Annotated in this window: 15 protein-coding genes; 4 read left to right on the top strand and 11 right to left on the bottom strand. The window is 68.0% G+C overall.

Annotated features, from left to right (window positions below; translation table 11 throughout):
• Nucleotides 1-42 precede the first annotated feature (42 nt).
• Nucleotides 43-717: a GntR family transcriptional regulator gene (locus tag QE399_RS00075; protein ID WP_309825189.1), complete on the bottom strand. Its 675-nt coding sequence runs from the start codon at nucleotides 715-717 to the stop codon at nucleotides 43-45.
• Between the two features lie 223 nt (nucleotides 718-940).
• Between QE399_RS00075 and QE399_RS00070 the strand changes: the two genes are divergently transcribed.
• The 4 genes from QE399_RS00070 to QE399_RS00055 all read left to right on the top strand — a co-directional run bounded on the left by QE399_RS00070 (nucleotide 941) and on the right by QE399_RS00055 (nucleotide 4,504).
• Nucleotides 941-1,831: a dihydrodipicolinate synthase family protein gene (locus tag QE399_RS00070; RefSeq protein ID WP_309825187.1), complete on the top strand. Its 891-nt coding sequence runs from the start codon at nucleotides 941-943 to the stop codon at nucleotides 1,829-1,831.
• Nucleotides 1,832-1,901: 70 nt separating this feature from the next.
• Nucleotides 1,902-2,885: a Bug family tripartite tricarboxylate transporter substrate binding protein gene (locus tag QE399_RS00065; RefSeq protein ID WP_309825185.1), complete on the top strand. Its 984-nt coding sequence runs from the start codon at nucleotides 1,902-1,904 to the stop codon at nucleotides 2,883-2,885.
• Between the two features lie 9 nt (nucleotides 2,886-2,894).
• Nucleotides 2,895-3,896, top strand: coding sequence for a dihydroxyacetone kinase subunit DhaK (locus QE399_RS00060; protein WP_309825183.1), 1,002 nt, complete (start codon nucleotides 2,895-2,897; stop codon nucleotides 3,894-3,896).
• Nucleotides 3,896-4,504: a DAK2 domain-containing protein gene (locus QE399_RS00055; protein WP_309825181.1), complete on the top strand. Its 609-nt coding sequence runs from the start codon at nucleotides 3,896-3,898 to the stop codon at nucleotides 4,502-4,504. The genes QE399_RS00060 and QE399_RS00055 overlap by 1 nt, the downstream gene beginning before the upstream one ends.
• A gap of 66 nt (nucleotides 4,505-4,570) precedes the next feature.
• Here the strand turns inward: QE399_RS00055 and QE399_RS00050 are convergent, their stop codons facing one another.
• The 10 genes from QE399_RS00050 to puuE all read right to left on the bottom strand — a co-directional run.
• Nucleotides 4,571-5,374: a GntR family transcriptional regulator gene (locus QE399_RS00050; RefSeq protein WP_309825180.1), complete on the bottom strand. Its 804-nt coding sequence runs from the start codon at nucleotides 5,372-5,374 to the stop codon at nucleotides 4,571-4,573.
• Nucleotides 5,375-5,545: 171 nt separating this feature from the next.
• The gene (locus tag QE399_RS00045; RefSeq protein WP_309825178.1) at nucleotides 5,546-6,313 is read right to left on the bottom strand and encodes an aspartate/glutamate racemase family protein; all 768 of its coding nucleotides are present in this window, start codon (nucleotides 6,311-6,313) and stop codon (nucleotides 5,546-5,548) included.
• Between the two features lie 5 nt (nucleotides 6,314-6,318).
• Nucleotides 6,319-7,785 carry an NCS1 family nucleobase:cation symporter-1 gene (locus tag QE399_RS00040; protein ID WP_405044046.1) on the bottom strand — a complete coding sequence of 489 codons (1,467 nt, stop codon included), beginning with the start codon at nucleotides 7,783-7,785 and terminating at the stop codon, nucleotides 6,319-6,321.
• Between the two features lie 389 nt (nucleotides 7,786-8,174).
• Entirely contained in the window at nucleotides 8,175-8,867 is a 693-nt protein-coding gene (locus tag QE399_RS00035) for a GntR family transcriptional regulator (RefSeq protein WP_309825174.1), read from the bottom strand.
• Nucleotides 8,868-8,911: 44 nt separating this feature from the next.
• Nucleotides 8,912-10,738, bottom strand: coding sequence for a methyl-accepting chemotaxis protein (locus QE399_RS00030; protein ID WP_309825171.1), 1,827 nt, complete (start codon nucleotides 10,736-10,738; stop codon nucleotides 8,912-8,914).
• Nucleotides 10,739-10,867: 129 nt separating this feature from the next.
• Nucleotides 10,868-12,151 (bottom strand): C4-dicarboxylate transporter DctA, encoded by a 1,284-nt coding sequence (locus QE399_RS00025; protein WP_309825169.1) that lies wholly within the window; start codon nucleotides 12,149-12,151, stop codon nucleotides 10,868-10,870.
• Between the two features lie 270 nt (nucleotides 12,152-12,421).
• Nucleotides 12,422-14,287 carry a gamma-glutamyltransferase gene (gene ggt / locus QE399_RS00020; protein WP_309825167.1) on the bottom strand — a complete coding sequence of 622 codons (1,866 nt, stop codon included), beginning with the start codon at nucleotides 14,285-14,287 and terminating at the stop codon, nucleotides 12,422-12,424.
• 385 nt (nucleotides 14,288-14,672) lie between these two features.
• The gene (locus QE399_RS00015) at nucleotides 14,673-15,908 is read right to left on the bottom strand and encodes a M20 family metallopeptidase (protein ID WP_309825165.1); all 1,236 of its coding nucleotides are present in this window, start codon (nucleotides 15,906-15,908) and stop codon (nucleotides 14,673-14,675) included.
• Nucleotides 15,905-17,686: a 2-oxo-4-hydroxy-4-carboxy-5-ureidoimidazoline decarboxylase gene (uraD, locus tag QE399_RS00010; RefSeq protein WP_309825163.1), complete on the bottom strand. Its 1,782-nt coding sequence runs from the start codon at nucleotides 17,684-17,686 to the stop codon at nucleotides 15,905-15,907. Before uraD ends, QE399_RS00015 begins: the two co-directional genes overlap by 4 nt.
• Before the next feature lie 61 nt (nucleotides 17,687-17,747).
• On the bottom strand, nucleotides 17,748-18,617 hold an 870-nt coding region (puuE, locus tag QE399_RS00005), incomplete at its 5' end, for an allantoinase PuuE (RefSeq protein WP_309825160.1).

The following is an 18,617-nucleotide window of genomic DNA, read 5'->3' as shown; positions in this document are numbered from 1 at the left end:
CCTGGAAGGCCCGCGGCGAGCTAGCGCGCCGGGACCGCGGGGTCAGCCGCTGGCCGGCTGTCGGCTGATCTGCAGCATGACCTCCAGCACCCGCTGCTTGGAACTGGCGAGGTGCGCCATCACCCGCTCCACCGCGCCGTCCTGGTCACCAGAGGCGAGCGTCTCCAGAAATTCAAGATGTTCGCGCATGGCCGGCACGATCTGCATGGGCCGCAGCGAATCGGCATCGAACCGGATGAGCCGTACGTGCAGGCTGTTGACCCGGTAGATCTCGGACAGGATCTCGTTGCCGATCGAATCCACCATCAGGTCGTGCAGGCCCCAGTCCACCGCCTGCGCGTCCTTCTCCAGCGCCGCATCCGGCGCGCTGGCCAGGCCGCGTTCCAGGATCTCCCGGTGCTGCGCGATCAACCCCTGCAAGGTGGCGGGACTGGCTGTGCGTGCGAAATGGGTGGCGGCTTCGCGCTCGACCATGGCGCGCACCTGCCAAGCGTTGCGGATGAGCTTCATGTCGACGCTGGCCACCTGCAGCCCGCGCTTGGGGACCGTTCTGATCAGGCCGGCGGCTTCCAGGCGGGGAATCATTTCGCGTACCGCGGCCAGCGGCATCTCCAGCAACTCCATGAGCTCGCGCTGCGACACGAACTGGCCGGGCCGGATGCGCGCATCAATGATCTGCTGGCGGAACCCCTGGTAGGCCAGGTTGCGCTGGGTCATCGGCGCCGAAGGCGGGGAGGGCGGCAAGGGGCCCGGGGTCTGAGTCATGCCTTGGATGGTAAGCCTGTCGGCCCGGAAAGCATTCACTGACATGTCAGGGATAACTCTGATAACTGTCTGACATGTTAGTCGTAGCATAGGGTGGCATCGGCAGCTTTCGCACCAGTGCAGCTGTGACGGATCGCTTTTCTCTCCTTCTGCTTCCCCTTCTTCTGGAGTTTTCATGGGCCTAGAACTTACCGGCGTCATTCCGCCACTCGTCACGCCTTTCACCGCCTCGGGCGAGATCGACGAAGCCGCCTTCCGCCAGATCATCCGCTTCAACCTGGACAAGGGCGTGCATGGCGTGTGCCCCGGCGGCAGCAGCGGTGAAGGCCACACGTTCACGCTGGAAGAGTTCAAGCGCGTCATGGAGATCACGGTGGAGGAGGTCGCCGGCGCCGTGCCCATCGTGGCGGGCATCATTTCCAACAGCACCCGCGACGCCATCCATCGCGCCCGTGCCATCCAGCATCTGAACGTGGCGGCGCTGCAGGTCACGCCGGTGCATTACCTGTTCAAGCCCGATGAAGAGGCGACCTACAAGCATTTCAAGGCGCTGACCGAGGCGGTCGATACGCCGGTCATCATCTACAACGTCGTTCCCTGGAACTACCTGACCCCGGCGCAGCTGATCCGCCTCATGACCGAACTGCCCGGCGTGCAGGGGGTGAAGCAAAGCCAGGGCGACCTGAAGCTGATGGCCGACCTACTGCTGGGCACGCCAGCGGGCTGCAAGATCTATTCGGCCATTGATGCCCTGCTGTACTCCTCGTTCGCCCTGGGGGCGCACGGCACGATTGCCGCCACGCCCGCGGCCATTCCGGGCGTGTGCGTCAAGCTGTGGGAGACCGTGCAGGCGGGGGATCACGCCAAGGCGTTCGAGATGCACAAGGCCATGCTGACCTACTGGAACACCATCGTGGCGGACAACCTGCCGGCCAACATCAAGACGTCCATCACCCTGCAAGGTTGCGACGCCGGCCTGCCCCGCGCGCCCATGCCTGCCACCACCGAGGCGCAGCTGGCCCGTATCCGGCCTGCGCTGGAAGCCGTGCTGCGTTTCGAGAAATAAGCTCCCGGCGCCCGCGCCTGGGCAGGGCGTGCCCGGACCCCTTCACAACTACAGATTGGAGACTGACAAGATGCCTTTGAATCGTCGCGAACTGCTGCGCACCGGCACCCTGGCCAGCATGGGGGCCCTGGCCGCCGGCCTGCCTGCTTGGGCGCAGGGCTTTCCCAACAAACCCGTCACCATCGTGGTGCCCTTCGCACCCGGGGGCAACACCGATCTGGTGGCCCGGCTGCTGGCCGTATCGCTCGGCAAGGTGCTCGGCCAGCCGGTGGTCATCGACAACCGGGGCGGTGGCGGCGGTGCAATCGGCGCCATCGGCGTGTCGCGCGCGCAGCCCGATGGCTACACGCTGCTGCTGTGCGGGGCCGGCGTCATCGTGACCTTGCCGGAGATGATCAAGACCGCCTACAGCCGCAGCAACTTCGCGCCGCTGGCCCTGGTCAACAAGAGTTCCATGGTTCTGCTGGCGCGCAAGAACGACGCCCGGTTCAAGACCCTGGCGGATCTGGTGGCCTATGCCAAGTCGGAAGACGGCAAGCTCAGTGCCGGCCACTCGGGCCCCGGAACGCCCAACCAGCTGGCCCTGCTGCAGATGGAGAACCTGCTCAAGGCCCGCTTCACCTCGGTCAGCTACAAGGGCTCGGGCCCGGCGCTGGTGGACCTGATGGGCGGCGTGATCGATGTGCATTTCGACCAGGTCACCAGCTCCCTGCCGCACATCAAGTCGGGCGCCCTGCAGCCTCTGGCGATTCTGGGCCCGCAAGAAGATCCCACCCTGCCGGGCGTGAAGACGGTGGCGCAGCAGGGCTTCGGCGAGATCGACGGCACCACCTGGATCGGCGTGCTGGGCCCGGCCGGCCTGCCGCCCGAACTGCGCAGCCAGCTGGCCAATGCGCTCGCACAGGCGGTGAAAGACCCGCAGATGGTGGCCTCTGCCAAGGAAATGGGCAGCACGGCCTACCCCGGCACGCCCGAAGAGTTCGCCAAGGTGCTCGAGGCGGAATACAAGGTGGCCAGCACCGCTGCGCGTGAAGGCCGGCTGAAGGCAGATTGAGACCCGCCCATGAAAAAGATCCTCAACCGTCCCGCCGACTATGTGGACGAAACGCTGGAAGGCCTGTGCCTGGCCCATGGCGACCACTTCCGCCGCCTGGGTGACGATGGCCGCGTGCTGGCGCTGGCCGGCGGCCCGGTGCCGGGCAAGGTCGGCATCGTCACGGGCGGGGGCTCGGGCCACCTGCCCGTGTTTCTGGGCTACATCGGCCGCGGGCTGATCGACGCCTGTGCGGTCGGCAATGTGTTTGCCGGCCCGCGGGTGGCCGACTGCCAGGCCGCAGCCCAGGCGGCCGATGGCGGCGCGGGCATCCTGCACCTCTATGGCAACTACGGCGGCGACCGCATGAACTTCGAGATGGCCCAGGAGTTCCTGGAGCTCGAAGGCATCGAGGTCGATGCCGTGCGCGTGGCGGACGATGTCGCCAGTGCGCCGCCGGCCGAGCGCGACAAGCGCCGCGGCGTGGCAGGGCTGGTGTACGCCTACAAGATCGCCGGGGCGCGGGCCGCCGCGGGCGGCAGCCTGGCCGAGGTGGCCGCCGCCGCGCGCAAGGCCGCGCAGGCGGTGCGCAGCATCGGCGTCGCGCTCACGCCCTGCGTCGTGCCCGAGTCCGGCAAGGCCTCCTTCGCGATCGCGGAGGACGAGGTGGAGTTCGGCATGGGCATTCACGGCGAGCCCGGTATCTGGCGCGGCAAGCTGCCCACCGCGGACGCGCTGGCGCAGGAGATGCTCGACCGCCTGCTGCCCGAACTGGATCTGCAGCGCGGCAGCCGCGTGGCGGTGCTGGTGAACTCGCTGGGGGCCACGCCGCACGAGGAGCTGTACATCCTGTACCGCAAGGTGGCGCAGGTGCTGGCCGATCACGGTGCCACACCGGTGATGCCCCTGGTGGGGCGATACGCCACGTCCATGGAGATGGCGGGGGCCTCGCTGACGTTGATGCCGCTGGACAGCGAGCTGGAAGCCCTGCTCAAGGACCCGGCCGACTGTCCTTTCTGGAGGGTGATCTGATGGCGCCGCTCGATAGCCTCATTCTGTCGGCCGCGCTGCAGCGCTGGTGTGCCGCCATGCGGGAGGCCGCGCCCGAATTCAATGCGCTGGATGCGCGCCTGGGCGATGGCGACCTGGGCACCACGCTGCAGAAGTGCGCGGAGAACATGGAGGCGGTGCTGCCGGTGGGCGATACCCCCGCTGTCGTGTTCAAGGCGTGCGCGTCGGCCTGCGCCAAGGCGTCGGGCTCCAGCTTCGGCACGCTGCTGGCGCAGGCGTTTCTGGTGGCGGCCAAGTCGCCGCAAGCACAGCAGCCGCTGGACCGGCAAGCCGTGCAGGCATTGCTGCCGGCCTTGCTGGACGCGCTGAGCGCGCGGGGTGGGGCCAAGCTGGGCGACAAGACCATGCTCGACAGCATGGCTGCCATTGCCGAAGCTCTGCGTGCCGCCCCGCCGGCTGCGGATGCGGCGGCCCTGAAGGCCGCTGCGTGCGCCGGCGCGCAATCCGCGCTGGACGCGCTGCGCGGACAGCCCAATCGCATCGGCCGGGCGCGCATGTTCGCGGAGCAGAGCAAGGGGCTGGACGATCCTGGCATGGTGGCCGTGCTGCGCATGGTGCAAGCGCTCTGAACGGCGCTGGAGGACGGTCGGGCCGGGCTGGCGCATTCCGCTCCAGCCCTGCCATACCCGATGGCATTACGCCAGCAGCGCCTTCACCAGATCCAGCTGCCGGTCCATGCGCTCGGTGTCCAGCTCCAGGTTGTTCTCGATGCGCGTCAGGTGCTCGTTCATGCAGGCCACGGCGGCGTCGGCGTTGCCCTTGCGGCAGATGCGCAGGAAGTCGGCGTGCTCGTCGCTGGAGCAGTGCGGGTCGTTCGACGAGTGGTAGAGCATGGCGATAAGCGAGCTGCGCGCCACCAGGTCGCGCACCAGCTGCGCCAGCGTGGCGTTGCCCGAGGCTTCGGCCAGCGCGACGTGGAAGTCGCCCAGCAGCTTTTCCTGCACGCGGCCGGTGGTGGTGCTGGCCTGCAGGGCGGTGCGCTCCACGCGGATGTGCTGTTCCAGCAGCTGGTAGTCGGCCGGGCGGGCGTGGGCCACGAACAGGCGCACCACCTCGGCTTCGAGGATGCGGCGCACGGCGAACACCTCGCGCGCCTCCTGCACGCTGGGGCGGCTGACGAAGGCGCCCTTATCGGGGATGGTCTCGATGAGCCGGTCCTTGGCCAGCATCACCAGCGCGGCGCGGATCTTGGTGCGGCTGACGGCATACACGCGGCCGAGCGCCTCTTCGCGCAGCCAGGTGCCGGGCGGCAGGCGCTTTTCGACGATGGCGGTGGCCAGGTCCTGCGCGATGCTTTCGATGGAGGCCTGGCGCTCGGCCTGCGGCGCCGGTGTGGCGCCATCCGGCGGGGCCGGGCGGGGGGCGCGGCCACGGGCGGCCGGCGCGGGCGCTGCGCGCTGGGGACTAGACGGGGGCGTGGAGGGGCGGTCGCGGGGCATGCCCGATTGTGGCGCGTCAGCGCTTTCGCCGGTTGCGGGGCTTGTCAAAAACCATAGCTGGCAGCGCTTGTATTCATTGGACTTTCAAGTAATTTTGCATCGAATGCCAAGCAAATCAAGCGCATGCAGCTATGAAATCGGGAGTGGCTGCAGCCGGCACCGCAGCCCAGGTCATGCGGCGCGCCGGCTGTGGGCCGCAGTCGCGGGCTGCAGGGTGAACCCCGCCAGCGCGCCGGCCATGGCCTTGGGCAGCGGGCGCGCCAGTTCGCCGTGCTTGCTGGTGGCCAGGCGCAGCGTCACCAGCGACTCGACCAGCGTGGTGGCGGCCGCCACGCCGTCGATCACCGGCACGCCGAGCAATCCGCTGATGTGCTCGCACAGGTCGGCCATGCCGGCGCAGCCCAGCACGATGGTGTCGCAGCCGTCCTCGGCCAGCGCGCGGCGGCACTCGTCGACGATGCGTTCGCGGGCTTGGGAGCCGGGCACTTCCAGCTCCAGCACCGGCAGCTCGCAGGCACGCACGTTGGCGCAGAAGCGCTCCATGCCGTAGATCTCGGCCAGGTGCCAGGCCTGGCCCATGGTGCGGCCCAGCGTGGTGACGACGGAGAAGCGCGTGCCGACCATGCTGGCCAGGTGCATGGCCGCCTCGGCAATGCCGACCACCGGGCCGCGTGCCAGTTCGCGCGCGGCCTTCAAGCCCGGATCGCCGAAGCAGGCGATCACGTAGCCGTCCACGCCGGCCGCTTCGCCCTGGGCGATTACCTGCAGCAGCCCTGGCATGGCCAGCGCCTCGTCGTAGTGGCTTTCGATGGAGGCCGGCCCCATGGCCGGGCTCACGGCGACGATCTCGGTGCCCGGCCGCGCCACGGCGCGGGCGCAGGCACCGATCTTCTCGGTCATGCTCCAGGTGGTGTTGGGATTGATGATCTGGATGCGCACGGTGTTCAACTCTTTCGGATCCGGTCGGTGTTCAGGACGGTGTAGATGACGAGCCCCAGGCCCATGCCGATGAACCAGGCGTAGTTGGCGGCGCCGCGCCAGGCGGGTATCAGCACGCACAGGATGGGGATGAGCGCCGACGGCACCATGGTCCACACCGCGCGCAGGTTGTAGCCGTTGCTGTACCAGTACGGGCCTTCCCGGCCCATGGTGTAGAGCGCGTCCACGTCCACCTGCTGCTTGCGCACCAGGTAATAGTCGGCGATGAGGATGCCGAACAGCGGCCCGATGAACGAGCCCAGCACGTCGAGCGTGTAGTGGATCACCTGCGGGTTGTTGTACAGGTTCCAGGGCGTGATGAAGATCGAGCCCACCGCGGCGATCATGCCGCCCGTGCGCCAGCTGATGTGCTGCGGCGCGACGTTGGAGAAATCGAACGCCGGCGACACGAAGTTGGCGACGATGTTGATGCCGATGGTGGCGATCATGAAGGTGAGCGCGCCCAGCACCACGGCGGTGGTCGAGTCGATGCGGCCCACGGTGTGCACCGGGTCGGTGATGAGCTCGCCGAACACCGGCAGCGTGGCCGCCGTGGTGAGCACGGTCAGCAGCGAGAAGAACACGAAGTTGACGGGCAGGCCCCAGAAGTTGCCTTTCTTCACGGCGTCGAAACTCTTGCCGTAGCGCGAGAAGTCGCCGAAGTTCAGCATCGGCCCGCTGAAGTAGCTCACCACCAGCGCGATGGCCGAGAGCATCACCGGCACCGCATCCCAGCCCTGGAAGCGCACGCCGCCCAGGTTCAGGTCGATGTTCTTCCACCCGGCTTTCCAGACCAGCCAGCCGCACAGGATGAACATCACCACGTAGACGCCCGGCCCCGCCCAGTCGATGAAGCGGCGAATCGCTTCCATGCCGTGCCAGAACACCAGCGCCTGCAGCACCCACATCACCATGAAGGCGACCCAGCCCAGCAAGGACAGGCCGGCGAAGCCGTGACGGGTGACATCGGCATACGCGTCCAGCGACGGATAGAAGTGCAGCGCCAGGATCATGAAGGCGCTGGACGCCAGATAGGTCTGGATGCCGTACCAGGCCACGGCGATGAGCCCGCGGATGATGGCCGGAATGTTGGCGCCCAGCACGCCGAACGACGCACGGCAGATGACGGGGTAGGGCACGCTCGTCACCTGGCTGGGCTTGGCCACCAGGTTGCAGAAGAACTGCACGATGACGATGCCCACCAGCAGGGCCACCAGCACATGCCAGCTCGACAGGCCCAGCGCGAACAGGCTGCCGGCGGTGATGTAGCCGCCCACGCTGTGCACGTCGGACATCCAGAACGCGAAGATGTTGTATTGGCCCCAGGTCTGTTTCTTCAGGGGCGCGAGGTCCTCGTTGGTCAGGCGCGGGTCGTATCCCGGCTTGATGAGCGCGGTGCCTGCGTGCGGCGAGTTGCCGGACTGTGCGGGCAGGCCGGGTGCGGCGGTGCTGGCGGCTGTGTTCACGGGTGTCTCCTCGTGGCGGATGGTCGGTGTGCCGGCGCAATGGGTCACCGGCGATCTGGTTATTGCACCCCATATTTGTATACAAAAAATGCGTGCACTCAAGTGCCGCCGGTCCAGTGCCACTCAGTGATTACCCGCACGCAGCCTGTGAGGGCGGTGCAAGGCACCGTGCCGCCATGAAGGCAGTGAGGTAGCGAGGTGATCGCGCGCCGGGCAGGCAGGGCCGGCGCCGCGTGCGGGATGGGGGCGGAGGGGGGCGTGGTGCAGCGCGCGGTTGACGCGCAAACGCGCACACGCGGCAGCAGGGCAGGGCGGCGGCGTCTTCCCGGCCGTCAGCAGTGCGGCCGGGTGGCGCTTCAGGCGCCGGTGGCGGCGCGCGACGCTGCCAGGGGCGTGAGCGAATCGCGCAGGCGGTCTCGCACCAGGGGCTGGTCGGGGTTCAGCGCAGATTCCACATGGCCGATATGGGCCAGCAGACGCTCGCGCGCCAGGGCCGTGTCGCCGGCCTCCAGCGCCTCGACGATGGCGGCGTGTTCGGCGCACGATTGGGCGGCTTCATGGCGCGATTGGTAGAGCGACGCCGCCAGCGTGGTGCGCGCCGTGAGGTCGCGCAGCATGTCGCTCAGCGTGCGGTGCCCCATGGCTTCGGCCAGGCAGACGTGGAAGTCGGCCAGCAGGAAGGAGCGCGTGGCGGCATCGGCCGCGTCGATGGCCTGCCGTTCCTCGGCGATGTGCGCGCGCAGCCGGGGAATGACGGACTGCAGCGGCCGGCCCGCCTCGGCCAGGATGCCGGACTCGATGATGCGTCGGGCAGAGAACGCATCGCGCGCGTCTTCCACCGACGGCTCCACCACGTACCAGCCGCGCCGGGGCCGCACCTCGATGAAGCCGCGCGCCTGCAGCTGCATCAGCGCTTCGCGGACCATGGTGCGGCTCACGCCGAACAGATCCGCCAGCTCTTGCTCGCCCAGCCGCTCGCCGGGGGCGAGTTTCTGGGCCAGGATGGATTCCACCACCTGCTGCGCGATCTGGGTCTGGTTGATGCTCATGACGGAAAGGGTGCGCGCAGCGGGGCCGTGCGGTCAAGGCCGCGTCATCGCAGCCGCAAGGTATCGTCCGCGTCGCGGCGGTCGAGCGTGAAGCCGGCGACGGTGCGCGACAGGTGGTGGGCCTGTTCGTTGAGCACCGAGGACGCCGCGGTGGATTCCTCCACCAGGGCTGCATTCTGCTGGGTGGCGCGGTCCATCTCGGCCACGGCCTGGTTGATCTGGCCGATGCCCATGCTCTGCTCGTTCATCGATCCATTGATCTCGCCGATGATCTGCGCCACGCGCTGGATGCCTTCCACGATCTCGCCCATGGTCTCGCCCGCGGCGCGCACACGCTCCGTGCCGGTGACCACGCTGGCGCCGGAGGCGTCGATCAGCGTCTTGATCTCCTTGGCGGCGGTGGCGCTGCGGTGCGCCAGGCTGCGCACCTCGGCGGCCACCACGGCAAAGCCCCGGCCCTGCTCGCCGGCGCGGGCGGCTTCCACGGCCGCGTTCAGCGCCAGGATGTTGGTCTGGAACGCGATGGAGTCGATCACGCCGATGATCTCGCCGATCTTGGACGAGGCGCCGGAGATTTCATCCATGGTGCTGACGGCGCTGCCCACCACCTCGCCGCCCTTGGTGGCGGAGGCGCTGGCCGCATTGGCCAGGCGCGTGGCCAGGGCCGCGGCCTCGGCGGACTGCTTGACGTTGACGGTGAGCTGCGACAGCGAGGCCGAGGTTTCCTGGATGGCGCTGGCCGAGCCTTCGGTGCGGTTGGACAGATCCTGGTTGCCGGCCTTGATCTCGTCGGTGGCGGTCTTCATCGATTCCACGCCGCTCTGCACGTCCTTGAGCACCGTGCCGATCTGCTCCACGAACTGGTTGAACGACTTGGCGATCTGCGCCACTTCGTCGTTGCCGTGCACGGGCAGGCGCTGGGTCAGGTCGCCGCCGCCGGAGCCCACGGTGTCCATGGCGTCGCGCACCTGCGACAGGCGGCGGAACGAGGTGGCGGTGAGCGCGGCCGACACGGCGGCGGCGATCAGGGCCAGGACGACGATGGCGACGGCCAGCGTCTGCAGCACGCTGCGCAGGCCGGCCGTGGCCTCCGCCTTGTCCAGCGCCACGACCAGCAGCCAGTCCGTGCCCTGCACGGCGCGGGCCTTCAGCAGCTTGGCCCGGCCATCCAGCTCCACTTCGAGCGGTTGCTGGGCGGTGGCGAGCGCCGTCAGCGCCGCTGGCGTGAGCAGGGCGGAGATCTCGGCGGCGGGCTTGAGGATGAGCTTGGCGTCGGCATGGGCCAGCACCTGGCCCTCGGTGCTGACGACGAAACCCAGGCTGTTGGGCGTGGGCCGGATGGCGGCCACCACATCGCGCACGCCGGTCAGCGGCACGGCACCGCTGATCACGCCCTGCAGGGCGCCGCCGCGCAGCATGGGCGCTACGAAGGCCACGTAGGGTGTGCCGGTGCTGGAGTCGCCATAAGGCTTGGTGACGGTGAGCTTGCCGGCCTGCACGGCGGCCTTGTACCAGGGACGGGCCGTGGGGTCGTAGCCTGCGGCCGTCTGCGTGGTGGACTTGAAGGTCTTGTCTTCCCAGCCCACCGTGGTGATCGGGAAGCCGCTGGCCTTGCCCATGTGCGCCGCGTAGTCCTGCGGGTCGCCCTGCTCGATGGCGGCGGCCGCGGCCGTCACGGCCAGCGCCTTGGACGCCACCCACTGGTCGATGGCCATGGTGTTGCCGGCCGTGATCGCGTCCAGGTCCTGTTCGATGGTCTGGAAGGTGCTGGTGCGGGTGATGCTGTAGGTGGCAGCACCGGTGATGGCCAGGGCACAGACCACGGTGGCGGTGCTGATGGCAAGAATCTTCGAGCGAAGGGTTTGGAGCATGGGGCGACGCTGGAGGGAAGCCCGCGCACCCCGGCGCGGGGCGAGCGGATGAGGAACGGAAAGCCAGTCGCTAGATATAACGCAAAACCGTTGCTTTTGTTTACAAATAGGAGGCCGCGCCCGCCAAATTCATCGCGGATCAGACGGTGGCAGAGGCTGGCGGTCCAGCACGGCGCGGGCGCGCTCGCGGTCGATGTCCCCCTCCCACGCGGCGATGGCCACGGTGGCCACGCAGTTGCCGATCAGATTGCCCAGGGCGCGTGCGATGCCCATGAACCAGTCCACCGACAGCACCAGCACCAAGCCGATTGCGGGAATCGCCGGAATCGCATGCAGCGTGGCGGCCAGCACCACGATGGCCGAGCCCGGCACGCCGTGCGCGCCCTTGGAGGTGACCAGCGAGATCGCCAGGATGGTCAGCAGGTCGGTCATGCTGATGGGCGTGTTGGTCGCCTGGGCGATGAACACGGCGGCCAGCGTGATGTAGATCGAGAACGCGTCCAGATTGAAGGAGTAGCCCGTGGGGATGACCAAGCCCACGGTCGAGTCGCGGATGCCCAGGTGCTTGAGCTTGGCCATGATCTGCGGCAGCACGCTGTCGGACGAGGTGGTGGCGAACACCACCGCCAGTTCTTCGCGCAGGTAGCGCAGCAGCTTGAACAGGCTGAAGCCCGACAGCCGCATGATGAGCCCGAGCACGACCGCCACGAACAGGAACACCGCCACGTAGAACAGCGCCACCAGCTGCCCCAACTGCTTGAGCGAGCCCACGCCGTACTTGCCCACCGTGAAGGCGATGGCGCCCAGCACGCCCAGCGGCGCCAGGCGGATCAGCAGGCCCATGATCTTGAACAGCACCAGCGACAGGTCTTCGATGAGCCCGCCCACGCGGGCCCCGTGCTCGCCCAGCAGCGCCAGCGCGATGCCGAAGACGATGGAGAACAGCAGCACCTGCAGCACGTCGCCGCTGGAGAACGCGCTGATGGCCGTGGTGGGAATCAGCTTGAGCAGGAAGTCGCTGAAGCCCCCGCTGGCCAGCTTGTCGGCATTGGCGGCGTAGGCGCTCATGGCAGAGGCGTCCAGCGCCTTCGGGTCCACGTTCATGCCCACGCCGGGCTGGAACACGAAGGCCAGCACCAGGCCGAGTACCAGAGCGATGGTGGTGATGACCTCGAAGTAGATCAGCGACTTGACGCCCACCCGGCCCACCCGCTTCAGATCGCCCGTGCCGGCAATGCCGTGCACCACCACGCAGAACACGATCAGCGGGATCAGCATCTTGATGAGCTTGATGAAGCCATCGCCCAGGGGCTTGAGCTGCACCGCCGTGGCGGGCCAGACCAGCCCGATCACCACCCCCGCCACCAGGGCGAGGACGACCTGCCCGAAAAGAGACCTGAAGAAACGCGCCATTGCCTCTGCTCCACTCTGTTGGATTGCAAATCTTGTATGCAAGAAATGTAGGCAAGAGGAATGCGCGAACCAAACGGGAAAACCCGCGGTGTGTCGCCCATGCGGCTTGGAGATCGCGGCGAACGCGGTTCAGAGAAAAAACGGGCTCCAGCCCTTGCGCTGCAAGCGCCACCTGCTATCAAAAAAAGAGAAAGCCGCCCGAAGGCGGCTTGAGGGAGCGAGGCAGGAGGGCGGCCGGGGCATGCAGGAGGCCCCGGCCGGCCGGGCGCGTCAGTAGCCCAGCGTCTTGCCGTCCGGGTTGCGCGGGTCGGAGTAGCCGTACATCGCGCCGCCGCGCAGCTGGATGGTCTGCGTGCGGCCCATCGACGCCTTGAGCTGCACGTTGTGGCCTTTGGCCTTCAGCAGCGCGATGGTGTCCGGGCTCAGGCCCTTTTCGATGCGAAGCTCGTCCGGCGTCCACTGGTGGTGCACGCGGGGCGTGCTGGCGGCCTCGGCCGGGTTCATGTTGAAGTCGATGGTGTTCACCACGGTCTGCAGCACGGTGGTGATGATGCGGGCGCCACCGGGGCTGCCGGTCACCAGCACGGGCTTGCCGTCCTTCAGCACCATGGTGGGCGTCATCGACGACAGGGGGCGCTTCTTGGCGGCCACGGCGTTGGCGTCGCCGCCCACCAGCCCGTAGGCGTTGGCCACGCCGGGCTTGGCCGAGAAGTCGTCCATCTCGTTGTTGAGCAGGATGCCCGTGCCCTTGGCGACGATGCCGCTGCCGAAGTTGGTGTTCAGCGTATAGGTCACCGCCACGGCGTTGCCGGCCTTGTCCACCACCGAGTAGTGTGTGGTCTGGTCGCTTTCATACGGCTGGGGCTGGCCGGGCTTGATGCTTTTGCCGGAACGGGCCACGTTCGGGTCGATGGTCTTGGCCAGCGATGCGGCGTAGTTCTTGGACGTCAGGCCCTTGAGCGGAATCTTCACGAAGTCGGGGTCGCCCAGGTACTCGGAGCGGTCGGCGTACGCCAGCTTCATGCTCTCGGCCATGTAGTGCAGGGTCTGCGCGCTGTTGGGGCCCCACTGCGCCAGCGGCAGCGGCTCCAGCATGTTCAGGATCTGCACCAGGTGCGGGCCGCCCGACGAGGGGGGCGGCATGGTCACGATGTCGTAGCCGCGATAGGTGCCGGTGGTGGGTACGCGCTCGACGACCTTGTAATCGCGCAGGTCGGCCAGCGTGACGGCGCCCGCATGCGGCTTGGTTTCCGCGGCGATCTTCTGCGCGATGGCGCCCTGGTAGAACGCCTTGGCGCCCTGCTGCCCGATCAGGCGCATCGACTGCGCCAGGTCTTTCTGCACCAGCGCATCGCCGGCCTTCAGTGGCTCGCCGTTCTTCCAGAAGATGGCGCGCGTGGCGGGCCACTGGCCCATATTCTTCTTCTCTTGCTGCAGGATCTTGGCCAGCGTCTCGCTGACCGGGAAGCCCTTGTCGGCCAGCGCAGCGGCCGGGGCGATCACCTTGGACAGGGGCATGGTGCCCCAGTTCTTCAGGGCGTGCTCCATGCCGGCCACGGTGCCGGGCACGCCGATGGCGTAGTGGGTATACAGCGACTTGCCGTTGATCACGTTGCCCTTGTCGTCCAGGTACATGTCGCGCGTCGCGGCTTGCGGGGCCACCTCGCGGAAATCCAGCGCGACGTTCTTGCCGGTCTTGGCGTCGTGCACCACCATGAAGCCGCCGCCGCCCAGGTTGCCCGCGTTGGGCAGGGCCACGGCCAGCGCGAAGCCGATGCCGACCGCCGCGTCCACGGCATTGCCGCCTTGCTTGAGGATGTCCAGGCCGATCTTCGAGGCCAGTTCCTGCTCGGTGGCCACCATGCCGTTCCTGGCCACGACCGGATGGAACACGTCCATGTCGAAGTCGTACGCCGCGGCGGCGGCCTGGGCTGCAGCGCTCTGCTGCACGGCCGGGGTGGCGGTGGGCGCAGCAGCAGCGGGCGGCTGTGCGGGCGCGGCGGCCACGGCCGCGGTCTGGGCGGGCGTGGCCCCGGTCTGCATGCTGTCCCGCTGCGCGGGGTTGGTGCTGCAGGCGCTCAGGCTGGCCAAGGCCAGCGCCAGGCTGCTGGCGAGCAGCGTGTGTCGAAGTTGCATAGGGATCTCCTCGGTGATGCGGTGGCCTTCGCATGCCCTTGTGACGGCGAGCATGTCCCAACCCCGCGAGGAGTGTAGGCCGCGCCCCGGCACGGGCGGGCTTTTAGAACGTGTTCACGATCTTGCAGGGGCCGCGCAGCGGCGTTTGCGGGAGGGGATGCAAGGCGCGGTGCGCTGCCAATAGCTCGGCTATTGGCAAGTGCCGCAACGCCGCAGACTGCCCGCAAACGCCACTGCCCGAAGGGTTGGAGCGAAATCGGGCGATTGAACGCCTCGAATGCTGGCATGGGCACGAGCCCATGCGGCGCATCCGAAGCGTCCACTCATCCCGATTGCGCTTCAACGCGACCCCTGGAAGATCGTGCACACGTTCTTCTGCACCTCGTTACTTCAGCAAGTCGTGCAGCGCGCGGGCGATCACCTTGGTCGCGCGGCGCAGGTCTTCCAGGTCCAGGCGTTCGTCGGCGCGCTTGGCGTGCGACTCGAGCACGGTGCGCGGGCCGGCGCCGTAGATCACGCCGGGAATGCCGGCCTCGCCATACAGGCGCACATCGGTGTACAGCGGCGTGCCCATGGCGGGTACGGGCTGGCCGAACACGGCTTCGCCATGGCGCTGGATGGCGCTCACCAGCGGTGCGTTGCCGGCCAGCGGCTTCATCGAATTGGCCAGCAGCAGGCGCTTGATCTCCACCGTGATGCCGGCCTTGCCCGCAGCCGCCTCGGCGATCACGCGGCGGATGTCGGCCTCCACATCGACCGGGTTCTCTTCCGGGATCATGCGGCGGTCGAGCTTGAACGTGACCTTGCCCGGTACGACGTTGGTGTTGGTGCCGCCTTCGATGCGGCCCACGTTCAGGTAGGGGTGCTTGATGCCCTCGACCTTCGACGTGATCTGCTGGTAGGCTGTGTTCTGCTTGTAGAGCGCGTTCAGGATGTGCACGGCGCCCTGCAGCGCGTCCACGCCCGTGTGCGGCACGGCGGCATGGGCCATCTTGCCGTGCACGGTCACTTCCATCTGCAGGCAGCCGTTGTGCGCGGTGACCACCTCGTAGCTGAAGCCGGCGGCGATCATCAGGTCGGGCTTCGTCAGCCCTTTCTTGAGCAGCCAGCCGGGGCCGAGTTCGCCGCCGAACTCCTCGTCGTAGGTGAAGTGCAGTTCCACCGCGCCGCGCGTAGGCTTGGCCACCGCTTCGAGCGCGCGCAAGGCGAAGGTGAAGGAGGCGAAGTCGCTCTTGCTCACAGCGGTGGCGCGGCCGTACATCTTTCCATCGACGATCTCGGCGCCGTAGGGGTCGTGCGTCCAGCCCTCGCCGGGCGGCACGACGTCGCCGTGCGCGTTCAGTGCGATGGTCTTGCCGCCGTCGCCGGGCGTGCCGTAGGTGCGGCGCACGATCAGGTTGGTGATCGACTCCATGCCATAGGCGCGCACGTCGGCCTCGGGCACGGCGTGCTTTTCGGCGTCGAAGCCGAAGCCTTGCAGCAGCTCGGCCGTGCGCTCCGCATGGGGTGCGTTGTTGCCGGGGGGCGTGTCGGTGGGCACCTGCACGAGGGCTTGCAGGAAGCGCACTTCCTCGTCGAAATGCTGGTCGATCCAGGCGTCGAGTGGCTGGTAGTTGCTCATGGGGTTTCCGTGGCGAGTTGGTTCAATACGTGGGTGAAGGCATCGACGGCCAGCTGCATGTCGTCGGCCGTCGTGGACTCCAGCGGGTTGTGGCTGATGCCGCCGTTCAGGCCGCGCGTGAACAGCATGGCCTGGGGCAGGATTTCGTGCAGCTTCATGGCGTCGTGGCCGGCGCCGCTGGGCATGCGGAAGACGGGCACGCCCAGCGCCTCCACGGCGCGCTCCCAGCGCTGCTGCCACGCGGGCGCGCTGGGGGCGGCTGCGGCCTTCATGGACTGCTCGGCCTTGTAGCCCAGGCCGCGGCGCTGCGCGATGGCGGCCAGCTCGGCCAGCACGTCGCGCTCCAGCGCGTCGCGCTGCGCATCGGTGGGCGCGCGCAGATCCAGGCTGAAGAGGCAGCGGCCGGGCACCACGTTGATGGAGCCGCTCGGCACCTGCAGCTGGCCGATGGTGCCGACGGAGTCGCCGTCCTGCGCGGCGCGCTTTTCCACGTACAGCGCCAGCTCGGCCACGCCCACGGCGGCGTCGCGGCGGCGGTCCATGGGCGTGGTGCCGGCGTGGCTGGCCATACCGGTCATCTCGCACACGTAGCGCACGCTGCCGTTGATGGAGGTGACCACGCCCAGCGGTATGTCCAGCTCGTTGAGCACCGGGCCCTGTTCGATGTGCACTTCGATGAAGCCCAGGTAGCGGGCCGGGTCGCGCTGCAGCTTGGGGATGTCGTCAATGCACAGGCCCGCTTGCTGCATGGCTTCGCGCATCGTGATGCCGTCCGCATCCTGCTGGTCGAGCCAGGCCGGGTTGAAGTGGCCGATGAGCGCGCCCGAGCCCAGGAAGGTGGCCTTGTAGCGCTGGCCTTCTTCTTCGGCGAATCCCACCACCTCGATGCCGAAGGGCAGGCGGCGGCCGGCGCGGTGCAGTTCGCGCACGCAGGCCATGGGCACGAAGATGCCCAGGCGCCCGTCGTACTTGCCGCCGTTGCGCACCGTGTCGTAGTGGCTGCCCGTCATGAGCATCTTGGCGCCCTGCGTGGCGCCGTGGTAGCGGCCCACCACGTTGCCCACCGCATCCACCTCGACCTCGTCGAAGCCGCAGTCGCGCATCCAGTGGCTGAGCGCTTTAGCGCAGGCGCGGTGCGCGTCGGTGAGGTAGGTGACGGTGAGCTGGCCCTGCTCGGCAAAGCCCGGATCGCTGTGCACGGCCAGCTTTTCCTGCCAGTCCCACACGTCGTTGCCCAGCGTGGGTTCGACGCCGAACTTGTCGTTCAGGCGGATCTCGGCGATGCGGTGGATGTTGCGCAGCGCTTCGGCCCTCTCGAAGTCCACCGGGTGGTTCAGGCGGCGGGCGAAGGTGTCGATGATGTCCTGCTTGGACAGTCCCGTGCCGCGCGGCCCGCGCACGGCCAGGATGAACGGGAAGCCGAAGCGCGCGTTGTAGTCGGTGTTGAGCTGCTGGATGCGCGCGAACTCCTCGGGCGTGCACTGCGTGAGGCCGGCCTTGCTTTGCTCGTTCGTCGATTCCGCCGTGAGCGACTGGGCCACCATGGCCTTGCCGGCGAGCTCGGGGTGGGCGCGGATCAGCGCCAGCTGCGCCTCCAGCGGCGCGGCCTGCACGACCTGCACCAGGGCGTACTTGAACTGTGCCAATGATCGGAAGGGCCGCCGGGCCAGTGCGGCCTCGGCGATCCAGGGGGAGTGCTCGTACAGCCCGTCCAGCAGCGCCAGAGCGTCTGCGGCCGGCGCGGCGTTGAGGTGGTCCAGGGTCAGCGTTGCAGGCATGTATGCTCCTGAAAAGTGAGCTGCATGCGCTTGCATATCAAGCGCTGCAGGCCAAAATGGCTCAAACCGAGGGTGCCGGGAAATGCCGGGCCCAGTGGTGCGCGATGTCGATGCGCCGGCACACCCAGACGTTCTCGTGGCGCTGGATGTGGTCCAGAAAGCGCTGCAGGGCGGTGATGCGGCCCGGCCGTCCCAGCAGCCGGCAGTGCATGCCGATGCTCATCATCTTGGGCCGGTCGTCCCCGGCCGGGTCGCCTTCGGCATACAGCGCATCGAACGTGTCCCGCATGTACTGGAAGAACGGGTCCGCATGCGAATAGCCCTGCGGCAGCGCGAAGCGCATGTCGTTGCAGTCCAGCGTGTAGGGCACGATCAGTTGCGCGGCGTCGGTGCCGTCGGTCTTCTTCACCTTCATCCAGAAGGGCAGGTCGTCGCCGTAGTAGTCGCTGTCGTAGGCGAAGCCGCCGTAGTCGGCCACCAGGCGGCGCGTGCGCGGGCTGTCGCGGCCGGTGTACCAGCCCAGCGGGCGGTGGCCGGTCAGGCGCTGGATGATCGCCATGGCCTCGGCCATGTGGGCGCGCTCCACGTCTTCAGGAATGTTCTGGTAGTGGATCCACTTCAGGCCGTGGCAGGCGATGTCGTGGCCCAGTTCGCCGAAGGCCGCCGTCAATTCGGGATGGCGCTGCAGGGCGGTGGCCACGCCGAACACAGTGAGCGGAAGGCCGCGGCGCTCGAACTCGCGCAGCAGCCGCCATACGCCAGCGCGCGAGCCGTATTCATAGATGCCTTCCATGCTGATGTGGCGCTCGGGGTAGGCGGCGGGGTTGAACATTTCCGACAGGAACTGTTCGCTGCCCGCGTCGCCATGCAGCACGGAGTTTTCGCCGCCTTCCTCGTAGTTCAGCACGAACTGCACGGCGATGCGCGCGTG

The organism is Paracidovorax wautersii (assembly GCF_031453675.1).
GTDB lineage: Bacteria > Pseudomonadota > Gammaproteobacteria > Burkholderiales > Burkholderiaceae_C > Paracidovorax.
Note: the sequence above shows the minus strand (reverse complement) of the source record. Positions and strands in the feature narration are given on the sequence as shown.